Source organism: Aeromonas diversa CDC 2478-85, from assembly GCF_000819805.1.
In the GTDB taxonomy this organism is placed as follows: domain Bacteria; phylum Pseudomonadota; class Gammaproteobacteria; order Enterobacterales; family Aeromonadaceae; genus Aeromonas; species Aeromonas diversa.
This window is the reverse complement of record NZ_CDCE01000029.1, coordinates 138,152-161,692: the sequence shown is the minus strand read 5'-3', so window position 1 is coordinate 161,692 and position 23,541 is coordinate 138,152. Positions and strand designations below refer to the sequence as shown.

General features: G+C 62.4%; 22 protein-coding genes and 4 tRNA genes. 10 read left to right on the top strand and 16 right to left on the bottom strand.

The annotated features are described in order from the left end of the window. Positions 1 to 12: 12 nt before the first annotated feature. From BN1121_RS19025 to BN1121_RS10130, 13 genes are all read right to left on the bottom strand, one after another. Entirely contained in the window at positions 13 to 2,541 is a 2,529-nt protein-coding gene (locus tag BN1121_RS19025; protein ID WP_005355546.1) for a family 14 glycosylhydrolase, read from the bottom strand. 146 nt (positions 2,542 to 2,687) lie between these two features. Further along, entirely contained in the window at positions 2,688 to 3,701 is a 1,014-nt protein-coding gene (gene galE / locus BN1121_RS10185) for a UDP-glucose 4-epimerase GalE (protein ID WP_005355549.1), read from the bottom strand. Between the two features lie 82 nt (positions 3,702 to 3,783). Continuing rightward, the gene (locus BN1121_RS10180) at positions 3,784 to 4,773 is read right to left on the bottom strand and encodes an FAD-binding oxidoreductase (RefSeq protein ID WP_005355551.1); all 990 of its coding nucleotides are present in this window, start codon (positions 4,771 to 4,773) and stop codon (positions 3,784 to 3,786) included. A gap of 70 nt (positions 4,774 to 4,843) precedes the next feature. Beyond that, positions 4,844 to 6,493: a hydroxylamine reductase gene (gene hcp / locus BN1121_RS10175; RefSeq protein ID WP_005355552.1), complete on the bottom strand. Its 1,650-nt coding sequence runs from the start codon at positions 6,491 to 6,493 to the stop codon at positions 4,844 to 4,846. A gap of 190 nt (positions 6,494 to 6,683) precedes the next feature. Further along, positions 6,684 to 7,151 (bottom strand): Dps family protein, encoded by a 468-nt coding sequence (locus BN1121_RS10170; RefSeq protein WP_005355554.1) that lies wholly within the window; start codon positions 7,149 to 7,151, stop codon positions 6,684 to 6,686. Between the two features lie 125 nt (positions 7,152 to 7,276). Further along, a complete protein-coding gene (locus BN1121_RS10165) occupies positions 7,277 to 7,501 on the bottom strand; it encodes a TIGR02450 family Trp-rich protein (protein ID WP_005355556.1) in 225 nt (74 codons plus the stop codon). Between the two features lie 183 nt (positions 7,502 to 7,684). Next, entirely contained in the window at positions 7,685 to 9,079 is a 1,395-nt protein-coding gene (gene phrB / locus BN1121_RS10160; protein ID WP_005355561.1) for a deoxyribodipyrimidine photo-lyase, read from the bottom strand. A 1-nt stretch (position 9,080) separates the two neighbouring features. Further along, entirely contained in the window at positions 9,081 to 9,896 is an 816-nt protein-coding gene (locus BN1121_RS20035; RefSeq protein ID WP_005355564.1) for a MerR family transcriptional regulator, read from the bottom strand. Further along, positions 9,893 to 10,831 carry a YbgA family protein gene (locus tag BN1121_RS10150; protein ID WP_005355574.1) on the bottom strand — a complete coding sequence of 313 codons (939 nt, stop codon included), beginning with the start codon at positions 10,829 to 10,831 and terminating at the stop codon, positions 9,893 to 9,895. The genes BN1121_RS20035 and BN1121_RS10150 overlap by 4 nt, the downstream gene beginning before the upstream one ends. A gap of 136 nt (positions 10,832 to 10,967) precedes the next feature. Beyond that, positions 10,968 to 11,606: an outer membrane beta-barrel protein gene (locus BN1121_RS10145; RefSeq protein ID WP_005355579.1), complete on the bottom strand. Its 639-nt coding sequence runs from the start codon at positions 11,604 to 11,606 to the stop codon at positions 10,968 to 10,970. Between the two features lie 135 nt (positions 11,607 to 11,741). Next, entirely contained in the window at positions 11,742 to 12,293 is a 552-nt protein-coding gene (locus tag BN1121_RS10140) for a DUF3157 family protein (RefSeq protein ID WP_005355581.1), read from the bottom strand. Between the two features lie 78 nt (positions 12,294 to 12,371). Next, positions 12,372 to 13,220 (bottom strand): adenine nucleotide alpha-hydrolase family protein, encoded by an 849-nt coding sequence (locus tag BN1121_RS10135; protein ID WP_005355584.1) that lies wholly within the window; start codon positions 13,218 to 13,220, stop codon positions 12,372 to 12,374. A 10-nt stretch (positions 13,221 to 13,230) separates the two neighbouring features. Then, positions 13,231 to 13,824: an HAD family hydrolase gene (locus tag BN1121_RS10130; protein WP_005355587.1), complete on the bottom strand. Its 594-nt coding sequence runs from the start codon at positions 13,822 to 13,824 to the stop codon at positions 13,231 to 13,233. A 330-nt stretch (positions 13,825 to 14,154) separates the two neighbouring features. Here BN1121_RS10130 and pheA point away from each other — a divergent pair, with 330 nt between their 5' ends. Continuing rightward, positions 14,155 to 15,327: a prephenate dehydratase gene (gene pheA, locus BN1121_RS10125; protein ID WP_005355589.1), complete on the top strand. Its 1,173-nt coding sequence runs from the start codon at positions 14,155 to 14,157 to the stop codon at positions 15,325 to 15,327. A 50-nt stretch (positions 15,328 to 15,377) separates the two neighbouring features. Here pheA and BN1121_RS10120 read toward each other — a convergent pair whose 3' ends face one another. Both BN1121_RS10120 and BN1121_RS10115 read right to left on the bottom strand, forming a co-directional pair. After that, a complete protein-coding gene (locus tag BN1121_RS10120; RefSeq protein WP_043157728.1) occupies positions 15,378 to 15,797 on the bottom strand; it encodes an LPP20 family lipoprotein in 420 nt (139 codons plus the stop codon). Positions 15,798 to 15,807: 10 nt separating this feature from the next. Next, positions 15,808 to 16,428, bottom strand: coding sequence for a FlgO family outer membrane protein (locus BN1121_RS10115; RefSeq protein ID WP_005355594.1), 621 nt, complete (start codon positions 16,426 to 16,428; stop codon positions 15,808 to 15,810). Between the two features lie 184 nt (positions 16,429 to 16,612). Here BN1121_RS10115 and BN1121_RS10110 point away from each other — a divergent pair, with 184 nt between their 5' ends. From BN1121_RS10110 to BN1121_RS10070, 9 genes are all read left to right on the top strand, one after another. Beyond that, a complete protein-coding gene (locus BN1121_RS10110; RefSeq protein ID WP_005355596.1) occupies positions 16,613 to 17,764 on the top strand; it encodes a flagella assembly protein FlgT in 1,152 nt (383 codons plus the stop codon). Positions 17,765 to 17,816: 52 nt separating this feature from the next. Next, positions 17,817 to 17,893, top strand: a tRNA-Arg gene (locus tag BN1121_RS10105). Between the two features lie 165 nt (positions 17,894 to 18,058). Further along, a complete protein-coding gene (locus BN1121_RS19020; protein ID WP_052450252.1) occupies positions 18,059 to 18,451 on the top strand; it encodes a hypothetical protein in 393 nt (130 codons plus the stop codon). Between the two features lie 79 nt (positions 18,452 to 18,530). Then, complete coding sequence (locus BN1121_RS10095) at positions 18,531 to 19,010, top strand: C40 family peptidase (RefSeq protein ID WP_043597758.1); 480 nt, start codon at positions 18,531 to 18,533, stop codon at positions 19,008 to 19,010. A gap of 130 nt (positions 19,011 to 19,140) precedes the next feature. Next, a tRNA-Tyr gene (locus tag BN1121_RS10090) sits at positions 19,141 to 19,225 on the top strand. A gap of 33 nt (positions 19,226 to 19,258) precedes the next feature. Then, positions 19,259 to 19,343, top strand: a tRNA-Tyr gene (locus BN1121_RS10085). A gap of 20 nt (positions 19,344 to 19,363) precedes the next feature. After that, positions 19,364 to 19,448 (top strand) — tRNA-Tyr (locus BN1121_RS10080). 128 nt (positions 19,449 to 19,576) lie between these two features. Next, complete coding sequence (locus BN1121_RS10075) at positions 19,577 to 20,203, top strand: response regulator transcription factor (protein ID WP_005349233.1); 627 nt, start codon at positions 19,577 to 19,579, stop codon at positions 20,201 to 20,203. 104 nt (positions 20,204 to 20,307) lie between these two features. Then, the gene (locus BN1121_RS10070) at positions 20,308 to 21,453 is read left to right on the top strand and encodes a patatin-like phospholipase family protein (protein WP_005349230.1); all 1,146 of its coding nucleotides are present in this window, start codon (positions 20,308 to 20,310) and stop codon (positions 21,451 to 21,453) included. On the opposite strand, the gene BN1121_RS10065 is transcribed toward BN1121_RS10070, so the two are convergent. Continuing rightward, the gene (locus tag BN1121_RS10065; protein WP_005349227.1) at positions 21,450 to 23,399 is read right to left on the bottom strand and encodes a monovalent cation:proton antiporter family protein; all 1,950 of its coding nucleotides are present in this window, start codon (positions 23,397 to 23,399) and stop codon (positions 21,450 to 21,452) included. The genes BN1121_RS10070 and BN1121_RS10065 overlap by 4 nt on opposite strands. Positions 23,400 to 23,541 lie beyond the last annotated feature (142 nt).

The window sequence follows — 23,541 nt, the reverse complement described above, 5'->3', positions numbered from 1 at the left end:
GGCGGGGTGTGTTCATTGAAAGCGGGTGATGAGGCGTTGTAACTGTTCGAGAGGGGTGCGGTCCTCATCGAAGAAGTGCTGCATGCGCAGCAGCGTCAATCCGCCAAACCCCGGCGTGTCTGCCAGCGCCTTCTCCATCTGACCCCAGCCACTCTCGCTAAAGAGTTCGCCGGCCAGGGCGTTTTCCCCCATCAGACGTATCCCCAGCTCATGGGCAGCCGCCGCAAACCAGCCCACCAGATCGGCGGCCTGGGAGTAGCCCTCGTAGGGGCGGTTCTGCATCTCGAGACAGGTAAAATGCACCACCACCCGGCCACGCTGCTCGGCCGGCACCAGGGCGTCGAGGAGCTGCACATATTCTCGCTGATTGTGAGGCCCCATGGTCGGATGCGGACGCAGCAGGCCTGCGGTGATCTCGGCCACCCTTGGCTGCTGCGGATCGCCGATCTCCCAGTGAATGCCAGGGATCTTGATGCCAACGGGCACACCTGACCAGGATTGGCCGGCGAAGACCGAGAGGGCGCAGGCGATGATCCGCCGGCCGTGGCCTACCAGGGCATCCTGATACCACCCCAGATATTCGCGCCCCCAGGCGGTGTACTGATAAGCCCGGTTTTCGAACAGGGTCTCGGCCTGCGGCAGCGGGATCTGCTCAAACACCTCATGGCGAGTGCCAAAGGTATAGTTCAGCACTCTGATATCCTGATAACGCCGCGCCAGATGGCGGCACCAGTCGGCCCTCGCCAACTCGCTATAACACTGCAGGGTGCCCCGATTCGGATAGTTTCCCCAATCGTGCGCGTTGTAGCTCGGATAGCGCAGTTCACCCGCCGGCCCCAGGCTGACGTTGATCTCGGCCATCAAGGCGGCGCGGTTTTGGTAGTGTTCACGAAACGCCTCCATGAAGGCCCGATAGTAGGGCAGCACCCACTCATCGGCCCAGAGGGAGAGATACTCCATGGAGGCATCCCCCGTCTCACTCACATATTGCAGCTCACGCACCGACCCCAGTTCAGGGTTGCGTGCGAGCAACGCCCCCCAGAGCCAGAGCGGTATGGTCTGGGTAAAGTCGTCGTTGACGTTGCCGCCGGCCTGATGAAACGAGAGGATGGGTACCCAGCGCATCTGCTGACGCTCGAGCAGCTCAACCAGGCGATCGTAGTAACTCCAGTCGAAGAGTCCTGGCTGGCGCCCTTCCACCAGCCCCCACCAGATATCGGTCGAGATGGCGGTGACGCCGAGTCTGCGCAGCACGGCCACCTCCTCCTCGAAACGCTGCCACTCCAGCTCGCTGAGCAGATGGCGCTGATTGCCCACCTTGAGATGCAGCGGGCCCATGACGCGAAACTCCTTGCGGCGCTGGTGCTCACCCTGCCCCTTGGTGTGGCGCAGCCTGGCCAGATGCCGCACCCGCTCGGCCACGTCCTCGAGCCGGTCCAGATCGCGCCACACCCACCCCTCACACCTGCCTCCACGCAAGGCGGCGTCTCGATAACGCTCCCAACAGGGGTGATCGTCCGCCGGCAGGGGCGCCTGATTCTCGACCAGAGTCCTTATGCCCCGCGCCTCGCATGCCGTTTTCCAGTCGCTCAGGGCTTGGCTCGTCGCACCTCCCGCCAGCCAGACTCGCAGCCGCTCTCTGGGGATGGAGCCAGGCAAGGCCGGATCGAGCCAGGTGCCTATCGCCTCCAGCCTTGCAACTGGAGGCCGCGCCGTGGCCAGGCGTACCCCGAGGGTGGTGTGCTGCCATGGCCCCCGTAACAGGCTATTGGCGTGCGACAGCCAGCCGGCCCCCTGCTGCGCCAACCCACTCTCGAGCCAGTGCGTCACCTCGGCCTTGGCACTCTCACCTGGCGCCAGGAGGTGTGCTCTCAGGGCATCCCCCTGCAAAGACAGGACTCGCCAGGCGGACAGCCAATCGGACAGTGAGCCGTGGCGATGAAGCATATCCCGCCGCAGGGCCGCCAGGCCTGCCGCACCGAACAGAGGCCATCCTTCGCGCTGCGGATAACGCCACTCCCCGGCCGGCCCCAGCCCCAGCTGTAGATGGGGGATGGCATGGGCCAGGGGGGAGAGCTGCTCGGCAAAGAGGGAGAACCACTGGCTTATCAGGGGGGCGATCAGCGGCTCGCCCCACCAGCTGACGCTCAGGGCGCTGCCGACCCCATCCGCGTCGCAGTATTTCAGCAGATCCGGCGTGGCGTCGTCCGGCAGACGCTCACCCGCCCATCCCCACAGCCAATCCGGTAATAATCTGTCATGCCCGATCCCTGCCGCCAGATGCAGCTCCGGGATCACCGCAAGTCCGCTCTCGATGATGGTCTGGCACAGCCGCAACAAGGGTTGCCAGGCTGCCGCAGACTCCATCTGACGAGGAGAGTCTGGCGCGACGTGGCGCCACAAGACGGGCACCACCACCCCTTCAATCCCCAGAGCACGCGCTCGGGCAAGACGCGGCGGCAGGCCGTCCATCGCCTTGTGAGGATGAGAGATGGCCCCGAGATGAGCCCAGAGATGCAGGGGCGCGGATGCAGCCGACATGGTGACGAGCCTTAACCAGAGTGATGAGCCCCTGTTCTCACACCAACCGCATAAGATCGCAAATTTGGTAGGCTTTTCAGAATCTTGAACTGTGACACGCCTCACAGGTCGAGATGGAAGAGGCGCCCCATGGGGCGCCTCTTCCATTAGTCACGATAGCCGTTGGGATTACGGCTCTGCCACCGCCAGGTATCGGCCATCATCTGCTCGAGCCCTCGCTCGGCTTGCCAGCCCAGCTCGTCACGGGCCAGGGCCGGATCGGCCCAACACTCGGCGATATCCCCCGACCGGCGAGGCTTGATCTGGTAGGGTATGGGGCGACCGCTCGCCGCCTCAAACGCCTTGACCATCTCCAGTACCGAATAACCCTGACCCGTCCCCAGGTTGTAGGTGAAGACGCCCGTATCGCCGGCGATGCGAGCCAGCGCCTTGAGGTGCCCGATGGCGAGATCCACCACGTGGATGTAGTCGCGCACCCCGGTGCCATCGACCGTGGGGTAGTCGTTGCCAAACACCCCCAGCTCCTTGAGCTTGCCGACCCCGACCTGGCTGATGTAGGGGATCAGGTTATTGGGGATGCCGCTCGGGTCTTCACCGATGAGACCGCTCTCGTGGGCGCCGACCGGGTTGAAGTAACGCAGCAGCACGATGGACCAGCGGGGATCGGAGGCGCTGAGATCGCGCAGCATCTCCTCCACCATCAGCTTGGAGCGGCCATAGGGGTTGGTGGCACCGGTCGGGAAGTGCTCGCGGATGGGCACCGAGGCAGGGTCCCCGTAGACGGTCGCCGACGAGCTGAACACCAGACGACACACCCCGGCGCTGGCCATCTCTTCACACAGCACCAGGGTGCCGGTCACGTTGTTCTGGTAGTAGGTCAGCGGGATCCGGGTCGACTCCCCCACCGCCTTGAGGCCGGCGAAGTGAATCACCGACGCGATGTCATATTCGGCAAACAGGCGCCGCAGACAGGCCCTGTCCAGCACATCCCCCTCGACGAAGGTGACGCCCTTGCCGGTGATCTGCTCAACCCGCTTGAGGGATTCGAGCGAAGAGTTGGAGAGGTTGTCCAGCACCACCACCTGCTGCCCAGCGCCGAGCAGCTCCACTAGCGTGTGGGAGCCGATATAGCCGGCGCCCCCCGTTACCAAAATGGTCATCTTGTTATCCCGTACCCGATAAACCTAGGCTGAGTCTAATCCGCTGACTCAGCGGGTAAAAGATAAAGATACGAGTGGCACCTCAATAGTCGACGCTGACATCCCCTCGGACGGTACAGGAGCAGGCCAGGGCCACACCACTCTCCAACTCGTGCGCACTCAGCGTCATCAGGCTCTGGCGCTCTATCGCACCCACAGTGGTACAGCGGCAGGCGCCACAGACACCGGCGCGGCAGGCTGCCAGCATGTGCTCCCCGGCCTCTTCCAGCGCCGCGAGCAGGGTTTGCCCCGGCAAAATCTTCACCCGCTTGCCGCTCTTCTTCAGGGTCAGCCAGAAGTGCTCGCTCGGGGCCGAAGTCGGTTCTGTGGCCGGCAGGCCGAAAGACTCCTGATGCAGCTGCCCGGCAGGCAGTCCCAGCTCGATCAGCATGGCGCCGACCGCCTCCATGTAGGGGGCTGGACCACACAGGTAGACGTGGCGGCCAAGCAGGTCGGGCGCCAGCTCTCTGAGCATATCCGGCGTGAGGCGCCCCACCCAGGGGTGATCGACCGGCGCCTCTTCCAGCACCAGGGCGTGGCGCACGCCGGGATGAGCCTCGGCCAGGGAGGCCAGTTCATGGCCGAAGATGACATCTTCGGACGAGCGGGCGCTGTGAATGAAGCGGATATCGGCATCCGGCCGTTTGGCCAGCTCGTCACGCAGCATGGCCCACATGGGGGTGATCCCAGAGCCGGCGCTGAGCAGCAGGGGACGATCGCAGGGCAACGCACTCAGGTTGAACTCCCCGAAGGGGCCGTCGACCCGAATGGTATCACCCACCTGCAGGCTCTGGTGCAGGTGGTGGGAAACCTTGCCCACTGCCTTGATGGTGACAGTCCAGAAGGGATCATGGGGGGCCGACGACAGGGTGTAGGCGCGGCTGTGGGAGACACCGTCAATCTCGGTATGCAGGGTCACACACTGGCCGGCGAGCACGGGCGGCAGGCACCCCTCCAGGGGGGCAAGTTGCCAAGTCACCACGTCGTGGGTCTCGGCGCGGCGGCCAATGCAGGTGAGGATAAGTGGGGTCATGGTCAGGCTCCTCGGTGCGAGGTGAACACGGCGAGCCGGACGGCTCGCCAAACGCAGATATGAAAGGCGATCAGGCCGCCAGGATCTCGGCCAGATCGGCCTCGGCCGTGGTGGTCCCCTTGAGGCCAAACTGCTCCTCCAACACCTGAATGAGGTGAGGCGTGAGGAAGGGGGGCGCGGTCGGGCCGGTGCGAATATTTTTCACACCGAGTGCCAGCAGGGTAAGCAGGATGACGATGGCTTTCTGCTCGAACCAGGAGAGCACCAGGGTCAGGGGCAGGTCGTTGACCCCGCACTCGAAGGCATCGGCCAGAGCCAGGGCGAGCTGGATGGCGGAGTAGGCATCGTTACACTGACCCACGTCGAGCAGGCGTGGAATGCCCTGGATGTCACCAAACTCCAGCTTGTTGAACTTGTACTTGCCACAGCCCAGGGTAAGCAGCAGGCTGTCCTGAGGCACCGCCTTGGCAAACTCGGTGTAGTAGGCGCGCTCGGCGCGATCGCCGTCACAGCCACCCACCAGGAAGAAGTGCTTGATATCGCCGCTCTTGACCCTGTCGATGACGGCCGGCGCCGCCTGCATCAGGGCGTTGCGGGCAAAGCCGATGGTGATGAAGTGCTCCAGCTCTTCATGCTTGAAGCCATCCAGCGTTTGCGCCTTGGCGATGACGGCTGAGAAATCCTCCCCTTCGAGATGGGTGACACCGGGCCAACCGACGATAGAGCGGGTGAAGATGCGATCGCTGTAGCTGCCCACGTTCGGGTCGATGATGCAGTTGGAGGTCATCACCACGGCGCCCGGGAAGTTGGCGAACTCTTTTTGCTGGTTCTGCCAGGCAGAGCCATAGTTGCCCACCAGGTGCGGATACTGCTTGAAGAAGGGGTAGGCCAGTGCCGGCAGCATCTCACCGTGGGTGTAGACCAGGATGCCGGTGCCCGCGGTCTGCTCCAGGATGAGCTTGAGATCCACCATGTCGTGACCGGATACCAGGATACACTTGCCCGGCACCGGGGTGACACGCACCCGGGTCGGCTCCGGATGGCCGAAGGCACTGGTCTCACCGCGATCGAGCATCTCCATGACACGGAAGTTGAGCAAGCCGATGTCCATGGCGCACTGGAGCAAGGGGGCGACCTCGGCCGGGTCTGTGGCCAGCCAGGCCATGATGCGGTGGAACTCGGCACCGATGGCGTCGTCCTGCTCCCCCAGCACACGGGCATGCTCCATGTAGGCGGCGGCGCCCTTGAGACCATAGAGGCAGAGCAGGCGCAATCCCATCACATCCTCACTAACCTGATCCTTGCCGCGATTGACGGCGGCCTGGGGAGCCACGGCGAGCTGGCTCAATTTCTCTTCCCCCGGCTCGAAGGTGGCCGCGGCAGGCAAGGCGGCGAGATCCACCGCGAAGGCGCCGATGCGCTCGGCCAGTTGCTGACGGAAGGCGAGGGCCTGACGCACATAGCCAATGATGCGATCGGAGTCGAAGTTGACGTTGGTCAGGGTGGCGAAGAAGGCCTGGGGGACGAAGGCGTCGATGGCGCGATCCACGATGCCGTGCTCGCGGGCAAGCTCGGCCCAGGCGCTCACCCCTTGCAGGGTATAGATGAGCACATCCTGCAGATCTGAAGTCTCGGCAGTCTTGCCACACATGCCCTGGGCGAAGGCGCAGCCGTTGCCGGCCGGGGTACGGATGGTCTGTTCACATTGCACACAAAACATGATGCCACTCCTAATTGACATTCTATTTGTTTGTTTTGCGGCGATTCTATGCCTCCCTACGCGGACTTAATAGGCATTCTGATTGTTAGTTTAATGTCCCTTGATCTCGATCAATTCAACACCCTACAAAAAAACCGCCCAGAGGGCGGTAAAGGGTGGATAACGGTATGGCAAGAAAGGAAAAAACGTCTTAGTCGAGATAGGCTCGCAGCATCCACACCAGCTTCTCCTGCTGCTGGATGTAATCGGATAGCAGGGAGCTGGTTCCCTCGTCGCCGGCCTCGGCAGCCCGGTTCAATATGGTGCGTTGGGCCATCAGCAGCTCACGAAAACCCGCCAGCAGGGACTCAATACAGGTGCGCCCCTCGTGGACCCCTTGCGCCTCGGCAATAGATGAGAGAGTCAGATAACGGCTGAAGCTGTGCTCGGGCACGGCACCCAGGGTGAGGATCCGCTCGGCCAGCTCATCGACCTTGAGCAGCAGGTCGTTGTAGATCTCCTCAAACTTCAGGTGCAGCTCGAAGAAGTGGTTGCCGCGGATATTCCAGTGGAAACCGCGCACATTCATGTAGAGAATTTGATAGCTGGAGAGGAGCTGGTTGAGCTCGGCGGCCAGCGCCTGGGATTGAGCCGCATCGAGACCGATCGCATTTTTCATGGAACACCTCCAAATCTTGAGAACAGGGTCAGCATAATCACTCAGGAAGTGGAGGGATAATCGTTGCTGCCTAGGGGCTTGATAGCCGCTGACTATCAACAGGGCGACATTCCCCAGAAAAAGACCTAATCCCAGCCGCGATGCCAGCGCCCCGAGCCCTGCAACTCATAGCTCTCGACCTCCATCTCGGAGAGATCGTTCACATTTTGCAAGGTAACGCGCTCCACCACGCCGGTCGCATTGCGGCGACAAGCGACCACCAGAAAGCGATCCGCCGCAATGACGCCAACGCCGGGAGGGTCCGCCTCCCGAGTCCATTTGGTAAAGAGCAGAGTCTCGCTATGGCCCATGGCTTCGCCTCTACATCGAGTTGCCCTGATTGGCAGGGTGATGGTGTCATTTGGGGGGACGCCAGCCTCATCGGCTTGCTCATTCCCCTGTAGGCAAGTCTATGCCACCCAGAAGAGGAAATAGTCCCGTGAGACACTACCGATAGCTAGCCGGAAGGGGTAAGGCGCAGCTGAACCCATGACTCACCCCAGCTCTTTAAACATGGCGATGGCGCGCAACCGGGCCGCGCCGTGATCGACGATGGGAGCCGGATAATTACCCAGGGGGCCCGGCTGATGCAGGCGAGCGGCGGGCAGAGCCGCCAGCTCGGGTATCCAGCGACGAATAAAGGTCCCCTCGGGATCGAAGCGCTCCCCCTGAGTGGTGGGGTTAAACACCCGGAAATAGGGCGCCGCATCGGCCCCCGTGCCGGCTGCCCACTGCCAGCCACCGTTGTTGGCGGCCAGATCCCCGTCGATCAGCTGGCTCATGAAGTAATCCTCCCCCCGGCGCCAGGAGATGTGCAGATCCTTGGTGAGAAAGCTCGCCACTATCATCCGCAGTCGGTTGTGCATCCAGCCGGTCTGCTTCAAGCAGCGCATGGCGGCATCGACGATGGGGTAGCCGGTGCGTCCCTCACACCAGGCGGTGAAGTGCTTCTCGTCATGGCTCCAGGCGAGAGCTCGGGTGTGCCGCTGGAACGGCTGGTTCATGGAGAGGTGCGGCTCCAGATAGAGCAGATGCCGGTAAAACTCACGCCAGATGAGCTCATTGAGCCAGGCAAAACCGGGGGCGCCCTTCTCCATGGGAAGGACGCCGAGTCCAGACTGGATTGCCGCGAGACACTGGTTGGGGCTCAAGACTCCTGCGGCCAGATAGGTCGACAGACGCGAGGTGCCTTGACGTGCGGGAAAGTCGCGCCGCTCTGCGTAGGCGGTCACCTCAGCCTCGACAAACTCACGCAGGCGCGCCTCGGCTTCCCCTTCGGCCACCGGCCAATCGGCCAGCACCCTCTGCTCGTGCTCACTGCGCTCGGGCAGGGGCCAGGCTTGCCACGTCAGCGGGGCAGCGATAGGCCGGGGAGTCGGCAGCAGGCTGAATCCACGCGACGCCAGTTGCCCAAGCCAGGCGCGACTGAAGGGGGTGAACACCTTGAAGGGCTCCCCCTTGCCGGTGCGGATCTCCCCCGGTGCGAAGACGCAGCAACCGGGCACGAAGTGACTGGGGATGGGCAGGGCCGCCGCGACGGCCTCATCCCGGCGCCGCTCATCAATCTCGATGGCGCTATGGGCGTGCAGCTCGCTCACCCCCCTCTCTCGCACCCAGCTTGCCAATGCGCTGGGGATCTCCCTGAACCAGGGTACCTCGATGAGGTGCAGCGGGATCCCGAGGCGCGCCAGCTCTGCGCCGAGCTGGTTGACCCGCTCGAGCAAGAAGCGCTCGCGCACGGCGGCCATATGATGGTGGCGCCACTGCTCACGGCTGATGATAAAGAGGCCCGCAACGGCCTCGCCGCGCTCGCGAGCGCGCTGACGGGCCTGAGTCAGGGCGCGGTGATCGACGACCCGTAGATCCTGTCGAAACCAGACGAGCTGCATATCAGGCCTCCTCTCTCGCGGCTAACCACTCCCCGATCCCGGGGAAGGCACCACCAGTGTAGTCGGGATAGAGGGAGAGCATCTCCCCAAGCTGCACGCATCCCTCGGGCCAGGTGTCGCTCACTTCGCCGCTCACCCCGGCGCCCACCAACACCAGCAGGGGGCCGTCCAGACGTGGCGCGATCAGGCGAGCCTCACGGGCCGTCAACTGCGGCAACAGGGTCACCATGAACCCCGCCTCACGGGCCTCCATGGCACAGAGCGCCAACTCGAGGGGGGGCAGGCGCCCCACCCCGGCCAGGGTCAGGGGCTGCCCCTTATCCTGGGCGATCAGGCGGCGACCGAAATAGGTCTCGAGAAAATTGAGGGCATAGGCGTGCAGAGCCGCGCCGTCAGGGCGCTCCAGATGGCGGGCCAAGCGCTCCAGCCAGGGGTTGAAAACCTGGCGGCGCAGCAGGGGCAGCGGGTAGTTGGCGGTCAGCTCGCCGAGACGTGACTCCAGTTGGCGCTGGTTTAGGGCCAGCAGGGCCGAGTCGAGGGACTCCAGCTTCTCCTGCCAGTGATCCGGCTGCGCCCCTGCAGTTGGGGGCTCCTGCTCCAGCAACGAGCTCACCTGACCTATGCTGACCCCCAGTTCGAGCCAGGCAAGAATGCGCCGGATCAGGGCGATGTCCTGCTCGCTGTAGAGGCGGTGTCCCTTCTCGGTACGGCGCGGCACCACCAGCCCATAGCGGCGCTGCCAAGCCCTCAGGGTGACCGGGTTGACCCCGGTCAGGCGAGCCACGTCACGGATAGGATAGAGGGGAGATTCGGTCACAGGCTGTACCTCAACTTTAACGACTCGGGATGGGGTTGCAGATAAACCTGCGACGCCAGATAGGGGTTCGGAAATTCACGCAGGTAGTGGCGGATCAGGGTCAGCGGCACCAGCAGCGGCAACAGGCCAACCCGATACTTGTGGATCACCTCGGCCAGCTCCTGGCGCTGGGGTGAGCTCAGGTGACGCTTGAAGTAGCCCTGCAGATGCTGCAGCACATTGGAGTGCCCTTTGCGATTGGCACGCCGGGTCAAGGCCTCCATCAGGCCGGCGATATAGGTATCGGCCACCTCATCGAGCGGGCGCTCGCCGACACGTCCGAGCAGGCTGCCGAGACGGCGATAGATCTCGGGGGCATGGGAGAGCACCAGATACTTGTAACGGGAGTGAAAGGCGATGAGGCGTGCCGCACTCAACCCCTGATGCGCGAGCTGCTGCCAGTCATGGTAGGCAAACACCCGCAGCACGAAGTTCTCGCGCAGAATAGGATCGTTGAGCCGCCCCTCCTCCTCGACCGGCAACAGGGGGTGAGCCTCCATCAGGGCTCGGGCAAATAGCCCCACCCCTTCCTTGGCAGCCCCTTCCCCACCGTAGACCTTCACCCGCTCCATGCCACAGCTGGGGGACTTGGCGCAGAGGATGTACCCGCTGAGAAAGTCGAGCTCGCGCACCTTCTGCTCGCTGAAGGCGATCAGGCGCTCGGTCACATCGAAGGCGCCGTTGCTGGCCTCGGCCCGGATATCACCATCGCGGCGCACCAGGCGTATGGTGGGACGAGGCGCCCCCAGGCCAATCGCCATCTCGGGGCACACGGGATGAAACTCAAAATGTTGAGCCAGCTCGCGCTCACAGAAGGGAGAGCGTTTGTGGCCGCCATCATAACGAACCTGAGCACCCAGTAAGCAGGCGCTGATCCCGACCTTAATCTTGTACATGACCCACCTCCTTGCACAACTATTCTCTTTATAACTGTTGTACAAGAGAATGCAAGTTGTACAAGTTAACGGTACAACCATGAAAAAGGCCCGGGCAGAAGCACCGGGCCAAAGGAGGGGGAAGCCAGACAGGGGATCAGAAACTGTATTTTACGCCCAGGCTGGAGATGGAGCCCTTCTGCAGATCCCAGTTACGGTAGGTGTAGTCGGCGGTCAGGGCCCAGGCCGGGCTCAGCTTGTAGGCGGCGCCGACCTTGAAGTCGTGCATGTCCTTGGTCATGTTGGCGTAGCGGTAGGCGGTTGAGAGCTCCACATTGCCCACGTCGTAACGCAGACCCACTTCACCGTACAGGCTGCCGCCACTCTTGCGACTGACCGCATCCCACCCTTTCACGTCATGGGCCAGCTCGCGCTCCAGGGTGTAACCCATGGCACCCATCTCTCCGTAGAGATTCAGCCCGGTGCTGAGGGGAGTAAACAGACCAACACCGGCGTTGTAGATGCCCATGCCATCGTTACCGTTCTGGCGAGAGGTGTACTCGCTGCCGAGACGGCCATAGAAGTTACCGGCGAAGGACTTGGAGAGATCCAGGGTCAGGCCGCCAAAATCGCGGGTCGACTCGCTGTCACGGGGGGAATTCAAGTCCTTGAGATAGTCGGACTTGGTGTGTGCCCAGGTGGCCGCGCCCTTGGCATAGCTGAACGCATCGGCCGCGAAGGCACTGTGGGCTGTCAGGGCAGAGAGAGCCAGCAGGGAGAGGGTGATCTTCTTCATGGTATCAAACTCCGTTTCAAGGATGGATTGGAACGGAAACCATTGTGCCTCTCCCCGGCGACTCGACCGAACCGCAAGCTGTTACCGAAGCATTGCAGTTGTAAGCAATGTTTACCGCCGGTAAGCAGCCGTGTCTCAGCGGAAGACTACCTCGTCGAGTTCGACACGCACCAGGGGCTTACCGCTCAGGCCAGCCGGACGGGGCAGCTCTATCTCACGGGCGGCACGGGTCTCCCCCTTACGCAGGTAGGTATCGGGCATGCGGGTCTCGGCGACCCAGAAGCGGGCCGGCTCGCGCACCAGCTGGCGACCCTCCTGATCGAACAGCGTCACCCAGCCGGTAACCAGGATGGCGTTGCGACTCCCCTGATTGTGCGCCTCAAAGTGGAGGGTGAGGGTCTCATCGCCCTCGATGCCGCTCAGGGCGATGCCGATGCCATCCCGAGTCACCTGGCTCAACAGCTCGGGGCGAGCCTTGGCCTGCTCGGTCAGCACAGCGGCGGCCGGCACAGCGGATGCGGACGCGCCTGTCGCGACAACCGGCTCGGCCGGTTTGACCACCAGGTACTCCCAGGTGTGATCGTCATTGAGCTGGATCTGGGTGCCATCGGGCAGGGTGACCTGAGTCAGGGGGGCGGCCAGGCAGAGCGTCGGGGCCAGCAGCAGGGCGGGGAGAAGACGATTCATCGGGTGATTCCATCATGGGCAAAGGGTGGCAAGTATAATCGCGCCGCGTCCCTCTGCCCACGACCGGGATCACACTGCCTATGGCTGCACCTGCTCGAGAGGAAGACCCGCCCCCATCCGATGCAGATCGAGAGTCACCAGATCGAACCCGCACGCCTGCAGGGCGCCGAGGATCTCCTCTCGCCGATCGAAGGCGACCGCCAGCTCCCGCTCATCCACGCGCACCCGGCCGAGCATGGTCTCCCCATCCGAGAGGTAATGAAAGAAGACCCGCGCCGCCGGTAACCCCATGTCGGCCAGGATCTGCTCCGCCATGTCGACCATACGCAGCCGATCGCCATCCATGTCCTCTTCGCTGGAGAAACGCAGACTCAGGCAGCCGGTTTCGTTGCTCCCCCAGACGGCCAGTTGGCGCTGGTGAAACCCGTAACGAAAATCGCGCGTGGTCATCCCCTCATCGGCGAAGGTCCAGAGCGTATTGTTCGGCGGCGAGCCGAAATGGGCGCGGTAGGCCTCGGCATCTTCCACCGAGGCGGCCACCAGCAGCGGGATGGTCGCCAGCCCCGGGTGGGCGTCACGAAACCGACTCAACCAGCGAATGGGATCCGGTGCCTGGGTCGCGAGACCATCATGGTCGAAGAAGATCATCTCGTCGCTCTTGAGGAGCACCTGATCGATACCATAGTGCTCGCAGTAGCGCCGGGCCCTGACGATATCGCGCCGGCTGCGATTGGGGCTGTCCACCGTGAAGGCCCGCACCGACACACCGGCTGCGCGGCACAGCTCCATGGCATAACAGGACTCCATCCTGCCCGAGAAGGAGACGATGAGGCGAGGATGGGCCGCAAGCTGCGCCATCAGTCGCTGCTCCCGGGCCAGAAACAGCTGATCGCGCACGGGGCTCAGAGAGACGATATTGTCGGACATGAGGGCTCCCTTACAGCTGGCCGAGCGCCTGCAGCTCGCTGCGGCACTGGGTCGGCCCAGTGAAGAGGACCCCGTGGATCCCCACTCGGGCCGCCGCCTCGATATTGGCGGCACTGTCATCGATAAAGAGGCAATCTTGAGCCTTCAGGTCGTGAGCCACCAGCAGATAGCGATAGATGTCAGGCTCGGGCTTCATCATACGCACCCGGGCCGAGACCACCTTAGCCTTGAAGAAACGCCAGAAGTCGCAGTGCTGCTCGAGATAGTCGATGCTGGCGTGCCCCATGTTGGAGAGGGCATAGAGGGCATGACCCCGGGCATGCAGCTCGGCCAGCAGGGAGAGCATGGCGGGATCGGGCACCAGGGAGGGGGGCACGGCCTCCAGTATGGCCAGATTCTCGGCCATGGAGAGGCCGGTTCGTGCCTCGGCGCGGCGGGCCATGGTGTGCAGGGAGAGGGTCCCCCGGTCCACCTCCAGCCAGTCGGGATGATCGAACAGCACGCGGGCCAGCTCGGCGGCGCCTTCCGGACCTCGCACCCTACTCACTATGCGCTCGGGCTCCCAACTGACGATCACCCGCCCCAGATCGAAAATCAACGCCATGATACCTCTCCCTACCGTCACGCCAGTCAACCATGATGCCGCGCATGGGCCCCAAGAGCCAGTGTCACTATCGGCAAAACGGCTGCCCCCCTGAGCCGAACACGCCATTTTTTACTTGCAAGCAACCGGCAAATCCCTTAATGGTTAGGACATTGACGACAGGGAGACCTCCCCATGCAGACCCTATTCCTCTTTGGTTTCTTCTTTTTTACTCAGCCTGACTGAGGGTGGCTGCGCGTCGTTGCTAACGAGACCAAAGACGAATCGAGCCTCCCCCGCGGAGGCTCTGTTTTTTATAAGCCCATGGCGGCACATTACAGGGAACAATCAATGGCATTGCTCGAGCACATCAGAGAAGAGATCACCCAACTCGACACAGAGCTGCTGGCCCTGCTGGCGCGGCGCAAGAGCCTCAGCATAGAGGTGGCCAAGGCCAAGCAGGCCAACCCACGCCCCATTCGGGACCACCAGCGCGAACAAGATCTGCTGGTCAATCTGATCCAGAAGGGGCGCCCGCTCGGCCTCGATGCCCAGTACGTGACCCGCATTTACCACACCATCATCGAAGACTCGGTGCTCTCCCAGCAGGCCTACCTGCAAGGGCTGCTCAACCCGAGCCAGCAAGAGCCCATGACCAGCGTCGCCTATCTGGGCCCGCGCGGTTCCTACTCCAGTCTGGCCGCTCGCCGCTATCTCGCCCGTTACAAGGATCAGGTCATCGAGGTCAACTGTCACAACTTTCGCGAGGTGATCGATGCGGTGGAATCGGGGCAGGCCGCCTACGGAGTGCTGCCCATCGAGAACACCAGTTCGGGCTCCATCAACGAGGTCTACGACGTGATGCAGCACACCAACCTCTCCATCGTCGGCGAGCTCACTTACCCCATAGAGCACTGCATCCTCACCGCGGTGCCGACCGAGCTGGTGCGGATCAAGACCCTCTACGCCCATCCCCAGGTATTCCAGCAGTGCTCCCATTATCTGGGCAAGCTGGAGGGGGTGCGCCACGAGATCTGCGACTCCTCCTCCAGCGCCATGATGAAGGTGCGTGAGCTGGCGAGCCCCGAAGCGGCGGCCATCGGCAGTGCCGCCGGCGGCGAGCTCTACGGCCTGTCAGTGGTCGCCACCAACATGGCGAACCAGAAAGAGAACTACAGCCGCTTCATCGTGGTTGCCCGCAAGCCCATCGAGGTAGCCCCCCAGATCCCGGCCAAGACCACCCTCATCATGTCCACCTCCCAACAGGCGGGCTCCCTGGTCGAGGCGCTACTGGTACTGCGCAGCCATCAGATCAACATGACCAAGCTCGAGTCCCGCCCGGTGCAGGGTAATCCTTGGGAGGAGATGTTCTATCTGGATGTCTCGGCCAATCTGCAAACCCCCCAGATGCAGGCCGCCCTGGTCGAGCTGACCAAGATCACCCGCCACATCAAGGTGCTCGGCTGCTACCCGAGTGAAGACGTCAAACCGACCGATGTGCCCCCCGTGCTGCTGGGGCAGTAAACAAAATAGAAAGAGGCGGGTCACCCCGCCTCTTTCTTTATCCGTCTCCCTCAGTAGCCATAGGCCAGCTGATTGATGTTGTAGAGATCTCGGGTATCGAGCTCCATCTCGGTGGCATAGGTGTTGCCGTTGGGGTAGCTGCGTACCACCCTGGCACCGCGCACGATCCCCTCCACCGAGACATCGAGGGAGTTAGAGGCCTGGGTGAGATCCTTATAGCTGGAGCGCCCCACCACCTGCTGACCATTGAGCGACTCGGCCAACTCCCGATAGGCATCCATCTTGGAGGCGCGGATCGCCTGCAGCATCTTCTCATCCTGGCTCGGCCCGGGCTGAATGCTGATCACCGCATAACCGACGGCCCGGATCACCGGAAAATCGTCCGGCTTCTGATTGGAATAATCCACCACCCGGTTGCCGCTGCAACCGGTCAGCAGGAGGGCCCCCAACAGGATCCAAAACATTCTCATGACCATCTCCTCAATAGACAGGATTGACCAACCGCCCACTCGGGCCGACGATATTGCTGCGATAGACATAACCCCGGTTTGGAGAGGCCCGGCCGAAGGAGTTGCCGGCACCATTCAGGTAGGCTTGAGGGATCAGGTTCTGCGCCGTGGTTTCGACCATCTTGGTCCGCATGTCGATGATGCGGGCATTGACCAGTACCCCTTGCTTGTTACGGCTGAAGGTCCCTACCAGAATGCGGGAGATGGGCAGGCGACTCGCCAGATCTTTGTAGTTGCGACTGAGGACGAAGTCCCCCTGGGGGGTAACCTTGATGGCACCGGTCAGCTTGAAGTCCACCACCACCTCGCCACGCCGGTTGAGCTCATGAATAAAGCTCTCTTGCAACTGCTGCCCCATCCAGTTGGTGTCCTGCAACGTGTCGAGATCGACGAAGGAGGCCACGGCAATGGGCTCGGTCAGGGTCGAGGGAGAGCGTTTTTCCATCATCTGATCGGCCATGCGCGCCGTCAGCCAGTTGAGCTCCATACCCGGCGCCGCCTGGCGGGGATCGCCCACCGCCCGATCGATAGGATCTGCCGAGCAGCCGAGCAGGCTCATGCAGAGCAGGGCCGTCATCATCACACGCTTCATGAACATCATCCTGAAAGAGGTCATGCCCGGTTATCGGCGCACGGCGCCAACCCTTGAGTTCATTTCATGATTGGCAAAGAGAGTGGGATTTTTGCATGATTCTTGCTAAGCAGAGGGATAGCTCGCTTCGCCTCCGTCGGATTGACGGCGCCGAAGTCCCCATTCCCAAGCAAAGGTTATTGCCATGAAATGCCCCCTGTTGCTCGCCCTGCTGCTCGCCCTCCCTGCCCAGGCCGCCTGGATCCAGGCCAGGGGGAGTGCCGCCATCACGGGTGGCGATGAAGCCTATGCCCGCGAGCAGGCCACCCGGGATGCCCTGCGCCAGGCCTTGCTCGACAGCGGCGCCTCTGTCTCCAGTCTGCAGCGGCTGGAAAATGGCAGCATAAGGCAGGATCGCTTTCAGGTTCGCTCCGGGGGCGAGATCCGCCAATATCAGCTGTTGCGTGAAGAGGTACGCAACAATCGCATGTTCATCACGCTGCGGGCCGATATTCGTGCCGAGCGTCAGCTCTGCCCCTCCCAGCGCTACGCCAAGGATCTGACGCTGGTGCGTCTGCGCCTGCGTAACCCCGATCAGGCCAGCTATGGCGCCCTCAACGATCTGCCCCCTTCGGTGTCACGCCGTCTGTTCGAGAAGATCGCCGACAACGACAAGGCACTGGTGGCACGGCGCTGGCTCGATGAAAACCTGCGCATCGATCCCCTCTATCTACAGCAGGGGGATCGCAGCTATATGGAAGAGATCAAGGCGCTGAGCCAGCGTACCGACAGTCAGTATCTGCTGCTGGGCAGCATCGACGACGTCTCGGTCGAGAGCCAGGGTAACGCCCTCACCTCCTGGTATGAAGATCCCCTGCGCCACTTCCGCCTCCAGCTCTATCTCTTTGACGGCATCAACGGCGCCATGCTCAGCCGCAAGTCCTATGAGGGGGCCGCCCTGTGGACCTTTGACAAGCGCGAGCAGGTGGGGACCACTGACAGCCGTTTCTGGAGCTCGAGCTATGGCCAGGAGGTCGACCACCTGCTTGAGCGGGCCGCCCAGGATGTGGCGGGCGAGCTCACCTGTGCCCCCGTGATGGCCCGGATCATCGCCCAGAACGAACGGGGTCCTCACATCAATCTGGGGCGGCGCAACGGGGTCAAGCTAGGGGACCAGTTCCGCATCCAGCACAGGGCCGACTTTGTAGATGCGTATGGCGATGCCCGGGCCCTGCGTAACCCGGCCACCGGCCTCTTTGAGGTGGTTCAGGTATTCGATGATGGCGCCATCTTGCGTACCCAGAGCCGCTACGAGCCATTTAATATCCAGATCGGTGACTTCGCCATATTGGAATAGAAATCAAGGCTTTAATTACGATCATCTTGCTGTATAATGCCGCCCACGCGCAGCTCCCGTAGCTCAGTAGGATAGAGCGGTCCCCTCCTAAGGGACAGGCCACAGGTTCGACTCCTGTCGGGAGCGCCATTTATATCAAGGGGTTAGCATCGTCATGGTGCTAACCCCTTGATCTTTACGGCCTCCATGGCCCACAGGGCGAGGCGGTACCCGTTACACTCTCAGTAACGAGGCTGGTGCCACCCATGTTGCCGCTGTTGTTGTTGCCCATCTTACGACGGGAGGGCTAATCCCATGACCCATCAGGACCAGATTGAGCTGGCCCCCCTGCTCACCCGGCTCACCCCGGGAGCCCATGTGTTGATCAGCGGCGATGATGGCCACCTTTGCAGCGCCCTGCGCGAGGCCGGTATGGTGGTCAGTGCCTGCTGCGATGACATCCCGGCCGCCATGGCGGCATCCGCCCGGGGCGGCGTGCCGGTACGGGCCGTCCCCTTGCATCGTATGAGCTCGGTCGTTCCCTTCGACGGGGTGTGCCGAGTCGGCGATCGGCATCACTGGCAGGCCGATCTGAAGGCCCTCTCCCGCCTGCTTAAACCCGCCTCCCCCCTGCTCGCACTGGGAGAGCTGCCCACCACCCTGCCCCACGGATGGCATCAGGAAGGGGCAATTCTGTTGCACGACTGAATCGTCCTGCCGCATCGGGTTTTCTTTGAATACCGCCCTGCCTTACACTCGACGGGATAAGGATCTTGCGGAGACGCCGATGCGATACCTTCTTCTCTCAACCCTGATGCTGCTGGCCGCTTGCTCGTCCACGCCGCCCCCGCCGCCTCCTGTGTCAACACACTCTGCCTTTGAAGGCTTCTATCAGGAGTGGCGTGGCGTCCCCTACCGCATGGGCGGCAGCTCGCGCACTGGCCTCGACTGCTCTGCGTTTACGCAGCTTGCCTACCGTCAGGTGCTCGGCCTGCCTCTCCCCCGCACCACCGAATCCCAGGCCGAGCTCGGCGTTCCGGTCTCTCGCTCGAATCTACGCCATGGCGATCTGGTCTTCTTCAAGACCGGCTGGAGTCAGTACCATGTGGGTGTCTATACCGGTGGCGGTGAATTTATCCACGCCTCCACCAGCAAGGGAGTGATCCGCTCGCGCCTCGACAACGTCTACTGGAAGCGGCACTACTGGCAGGCACGGCGCATGGATCCGATCCTGATGATGGCGCAACAAGGCGATTCCGGGTCATGAAACGCTCACAAAAGGGCGAAAAATAAGCAAACAAACCAAAAAATGGGGTGAAGCAGGCTTTTTTACCAATCTTTTTGTTTTTCGGGGTTCACAAGCGAAAAGTTTCTGGTAGTATTCGCCTCGCACTTGGGGAGGGGTTCCCGAGCGGCCAAAGGGATCAGACTGTAAATCTGACGGCTCTGCCTTCGAAGGTTCGAATCCTTCTCCCTCCACCATCTACCAAGTGCAAAAATCAGGAAGTACCCCGTGGAGGGGTTCCCGAGCGGCCAAAGGGATCAGACTGTAAATCTGACGGCTCTGCCTTCGAAGGTTCGAATCCTTCTCCCTCCACCACTTTCCTGAATACAATCTGTGGAGGGGTTCCCGAGCGGCCAAAGGGATCAGACTGTAAATCTGACGGCTCTGCCTTCGAAGGTTCGAATCCTTCTCCCTCCACCACTATTCAGAGACCCCGGCCAAGCGCCGGGGTTTCGCTTTTCTACGCGCCTCACATTTGTCCCTCCCCTCATTTGACCACCCAGCCTCAGGGTGTTAGCTTCCTGACAAAACAATCTGTTAACAAGGCTATGGACAGCTCACTCACCATCGTCATCGCCGATGACCACCCGCTCTTTCGCGGCGCCCTCTACCAAGCGGTACACCTGGCCATGAATCAGGCACACCTGCTGGAGGCCGACTCCATCGATTCGCTGCTCACCCTGCTAAGAGAGCATGACGACGTGGATCTCCTGTTGCTCGATCTGAAGATGCCCGGGGCCAACGGCCTGGAGGGACTTGCCCACCTGCGCGGTCAATATCCGGACCTGCCCGTGGTGGTCGTATCTGCCGCCGAAGAGCCCGCCATCATAGGTCAGGTGATGGCCATGGGAGCCCTCGGCTTTATCCCCAAATCCTCACCCATGAAGACGCTGGTCGACGCGCTCTCCACCGTCCTCGGCGGCGATACCTGGCTGCCGGAGGGGATCTCATTGCAGCAAGACGGATTTGGCCTGGCCGAGCGCCTCTCGAGCCTGACCCCCCAGCAATACAAGGTGCTGCTGATGCTGCGCGACGGCAGCCTCAACAAGCAGATCGCCTGGGAGCTCAGCGTCTCCGAGGCCACCATCAAGGCCCACATCACCGCCATCTTTCGCAAACTGGGGGTGAAGAATCGCACCCAGGCGGTGATCGCCCTGCAGCAGCTCGACCTGTAGTCGACCACGACGATTCTGCCAGCCAAGACAGCACCGCCACGAAAAAAAAACGTGCTTGGATGACAGCGACTTATAGTTAGAAAAAAGTCGTAGGAACGCGCCGTATGTCGAGGCCCAACACCGCACTGCTGTTGACCGGGGGTGGCGCTCGCGCCGCCTATCAAGTGGGGGCCATCAAGGCCATCGCCGAGCTTTACCCGCGCAACATAGGGATCCCTTTTCCCATCCTCTGCGGCACCTCGGCCGGCGCCATCAATGTCACCGCCCTTGCCTGCTATGCCTCCTGTTTCCAACTCGGGGCACGCAAGCTGGAGTGGGTCTGGCGCCGCTTCGAGACCCGCCACATCTTCACCTTCTTTCCGGGCCAGGTGCTGCGCCGTCTCCTGTTTGAGGGATCGGCGGGGCTGATTCGCCCCACCCCCAACCCAGCCTTCAACCTCTTCTCTCACGACCCTCTGCGCCGCCTGCTGGATCAACTCATCGACTATGAGCGGATCGACGACAACCTCCTCTACGGCACCCTGGAGGCACTGGCCATCACGGCGTCAGACTATTACGGCGGCCAGTCGACTACCTTCTTCCAGGGGCGCCCCGATCATCACCCCTGGGAGCGGGCCCGGCGTCGCGGCATCAGTACCGTCATCAATTCAGACCATCTGCTGGCCTCGGCGGCACTCCCCTTCGTCTTCCCTCCCCTGATGATCGATGGCCACTATTATGGGGATGGATCCATTCATCAGCTCAGTCCCTTAAGCCCGGCCATCCACCTCGGGGCCGAACACATACTGGTGATCTCCCTAGATGCTCCGCATAAGGAGCGGCCCCACAGCCATAGCCTGACCAGCTCGGAAATCGCCAGCCACCTGCTCAATACCGTCTTCACCGATACTCTCAACTCGGATCTCGAGCGGTTGTGGCGCATCAACAAGACCCTCGCCATGTTGCCGCGCAGCGAACGTGAGCGACTCAGGCTCAAGTCGGTCGAGACCTGCCTTATCAAACCAAGCCAGGATCTCGACGAGCTGGCGCTGCCCTATCTCGCCAAACTGCCGGTCCATATACGCCGCTTGCTGCGGATCCTCGGCGTCAAGGGTGACGAGCCGAGCACCCTGGCCAGCTTTCTCATGTTCCATCCCGGTTACTGCCAACGCCTGATCCGGCTCGGCTATGAAGATACTCTGGCCGCCCAGCAGCGCGTCTGCGCCTTTCTCGGCCTGGCCCCCCCCTATCGGGAAGAGCAGCCGGCCTAACCACCCTCCAGCAGCCGCTGGGCCCCCTGCTCGATGTCGGCGCTGTTGCCAAACAAAATGATGGTGTCGCCCGCCAGCAGCCGCAGGGTCGACAGGGGCTCCAGGCTCTCCTGCTCGCGCAGCACCTCCTTGATATGCACCGCCAGCCCCAACTCCTCGATGCGGCGCCCGATGGCCCAGGCCTGCCCCTCCAGCAATACGGGGTGCAACCGCTCAAGCACCAGCTCCCGCTCGATCCCGGCGCCACTCTGATCCCCCCAGTAGAAGCCGTGCAAGAATCGGTAGTGGGTCCGCCGCTCCTGCTCCATACGGCGAATGATGCGCCCGATGGGCACATCGCAGTTGACCAGCACATGGGAGACCAACATCAGCGCCCCCTCTTGCGTCTCCGGCACTATTTCTTTGGCACCTGCCGCCAGATAGGCCTCCAGATGAGTATCATCCCGTGTCCGGACCAGGGTCTTGACGCTGGGAGCCAGCTCCTTGACCAGGGCCAGCATCGCCTCGATGCGGCGTCGGTCGTCGAAGGTGATGATGAGCAGCCGCGCCCGTGACAAGCCGGCCGCCAACAGGATCTCTCGCCGCCCGGCATCGCCAAAGGCCACCTGCTCCCCCGCCAGCCTGGCCTCGCTGACCCGCTCCGGATCGAGATCCAGTGCCAGAAAGGGTATCTCCTCGAGCCTTAAGAAGCGGGCGCAGGTCTGACCGACTCGACCGAAGCCGGCGATGATCACATGATCGCACTTGCCAAGACCACTCTGGGCTACCTCGGACTGGGAGAGCAGCCGTGAACGGGTCAATGAGGCGGCCCAGGCCTGTGAGCGGTTGATAAGCCAGGGCGTCATGGCGATGGAGAGCACGCCGACCCCGATCAGCAGGGACGTTTGATCGCGGCCCAGCAGGCCATGCTGCGCCGCCAGCGCCAGCAGCACGAAGCCGAACTCCCCCATCTGACTCAACATGATGCCGGCCGCCAGGCTGTCGCGCTTGCGCTCCCCCATCAGGCGTCCGGCCAGCATCACCAGCACCGCCTTGCAGAGCATGAGCCCGACCACGGCCCCCATCACCCAGGCCCAGTGCAGCGCCACCCGCTGCCACTCCATACTCATCCCCACGGTGACGAAGAAGAGTCCCATCAGCATGTCGCGAAAGGGCCGAATATCAACCTCGAGCTGGTGCCGGTAGTGGGACTCCCCCAGCATCATGCCGGCCAGGAAGGCCCCCAACGCCATGGAGAGGCCTAGCCAGTTGGTGAGCAGGGCGGCCAGCAGCGCCACCAACAGGGTCGTCATCACGAAGAGCTCATCGGAGCGGACCCGGGCCACTTCGAAGAAAAGCCTCGGGAGCAACCACTTACCCACGGCCAGCAGCCCCACCAATGCCAGCATCCCCTTACCGGAGGCGATAAGCACCAACTGCAACAGGGCCGCCTCCCCCACCTCGGGCTCGGCGAGGATGGGGATCATCACCAGCAGGGGGACCACCGCCAGATCCTGAAACAGCAGGACACTCACCCCCAGCTGGGCGCGACGGGTGTGGAGCAGGTTCTCCTCCCCCAGCTGCTTGATGACCACGGCCGTCGAGGACATGGCGAGGGTCCCCCCCACCACCAGGGCCTGGGAAAAAGAGAACTCCCAGGCCCGCAGAACGGCCACACAGAGCAGGGTTGTGAGCAGCACCTGCAACAGGCCGACCCCGAGTACCAGGCGACGCATGGCGATGAGCCGGGGCAGGGAGAACTCAAGGCCGAGAGAGAACATCAGAAACACCACCCCCAGATCCCCCAGGGTGTGCATCACCTCCTGATTGCTGACCGCACCGCTGCCATAGGGCCCCAGCAGCACCCCCACCAGCAGGTAGGCGAGGATCGCCGGCAGCCCGAGACGTCGGAAAAGTGCCACCAGAAGGACGGCGACGAGCAGTAGCAGCAACAGTTCCCGGTACAATTTTTCCTCCTGTTTGATTGACTTAAGTTTAGTCAGCCAATTAGGGAGGCAGTGATCATCTTTTCGGCATGTTGTTTGCAGAACTGCAGGGTGAAGCGGGGAAACTGTCACTCCCCGGGTTGTAAGGAGTAGGCTGTGGACA

Excerpts from the sequence above, each read along its gene's own strand:
- BN1121_RS19025 (WP_005355546.1), bottom strand. The coding sequence starts at position 2,541 with ATGTCGGCTGCATCCGCGCCCCTGCATCTCTGGGCTCATCTCGGGGCC.
- galE (WP_005355549.1), bottom strand. The coding sequence starts at position 3,701 with ATGACCATTTTGGTAACGGGGGGCGCCGGCTATATCGGCTCCCACACG.
- BN1121_RS10180 (WP_005355551.1), bottom strand. The coding sequence starts at position 4,773 with ATGACCCCACTTATCCTCACCTGCATTGGCCGCCGCGCCGAGACCCAC.
- hcp (WP_005355552.1), bottom strand. The coding sequence starts at position 6,493 with ATGTTTTGTGTGCAATGTGAACAGACCATCCGTACCCCGGCCGGCAAC.
- BN1121_RS10170 (WP_005355554.1), bottom strand. The coding sequence starts at position 7,151 with ATGAAAAATGCGATCGGTCTCGATGCGGCTCAATCCCAGGCGCTGGCC.
- BN1121_RS10165 (WP_005355556.1), bottom strand. The coding sequence starts at position 7,501 with ATGGGCCATAGCGAGACTCTGCTCTTTACCAAATGGACTCGGGAGGCG.
- phrB (WP_005355561.1), bottom strand. The coding sequence starts at position 9,079 with ATGCAGCTCGTCTGGTTTCGACAGGATCTACGGGTCGTCGATCACCGC.
- BN1121_RS10150 (WP_005355574.1), bottom strand. The coding sequence starts at position 10,831 with ATGTACAAGATTAAGGTCGGGATCAGCGCCTGCTTACTGGGTGCTCAG.
- BN1121_RS10145 (WP_005355579.1), bottom strand. The coding sequence starts at position 11,606 with ATGAAGAAGATCACCCTCTCCCTGCTGGCTCTCTCTGCCCTGACAGCC.
- BN1121_RS10140 (WP_005355581.1), bottom strand. The coding sequence starts at position 12,293 with ATGAATCGTCTTCTCCCCGCCCTGCTGCTGGCCCCGACGCTCTGCCTG.
- BN1121_RS10135 (WP_005355584.1), bottom strand. The coding sequence starts at position 13,220 with ATGTCCGACAATATCGTCTCTCTGAGCCCCGTGCGCGATCAGCTGTTT.
- BN1121_RS10130 (WP_005355587.1), bottom strand. The coding sequence starts at position 13,824 with ATGGCGTTGATTTTCGATCTGGGGCGGGTGATCGTCAGTTGGGAGCCC.
- pheA (WP_005355589.1), top strand. The coding sequence starts at position 14,155 with ATGGCATTGCTCGAGCACATCAGAGAAGAGATCACCCAACTCGACACA.
- BN1121_RS10120 (WP_043157728.1), bottom strand. The coding sequence starts at position 15,797 with ATGAGAATGTTTTGGATCCTGTTGGGGGCCCTCCTGCTGACCGGTTGC.
- BN1121_RS10115 (WP_005355594.1), bottom strand. The coding sequence starts at position 16,428 with ATGAAGCGTGTGATGATGACGGCCCTGCTCTGCATGAGCCTGCTCGGC.
- BN1121_RS10110 (WP_005355596.1), top strand. The coding sequence starts at position 16,613 with ATGAAATGCCCCCTGTTGCTCGCCCTGCTGCTCGCCCTCCCTGCCCAG.
- BN1121_RS19020 (WP_052450252.1), top strand. The coding sequence starts at position 18,059 with ATGACCCATCAGGACCAGATTGAGCTGGCCCCCCTGCTCACCCGGCTC.
- BN1121_RS10095 (WP_043597758.1), top strand. The coding sequence starts at position 18,531 with ATGCGATACCTTCTTCTCTCAACCCTGATGCTGCTGGCCGCTTGCTCG.
- BN1121_RS10075 (WP_005349233.1), top strand. The coding sequence starts at position 19,577 with ATGGACAGCTCACTCACCATCGTCATCGCCGATGACCACCCGCTCTTT.
- BN1121_RS10070 (WP_005349230.1), top strand. The coding sequence starts at position 20,308 with ATGTCGAGGCCCAACACCGCACTGCTGTTGACCGGGGGTGGCGCTCGC.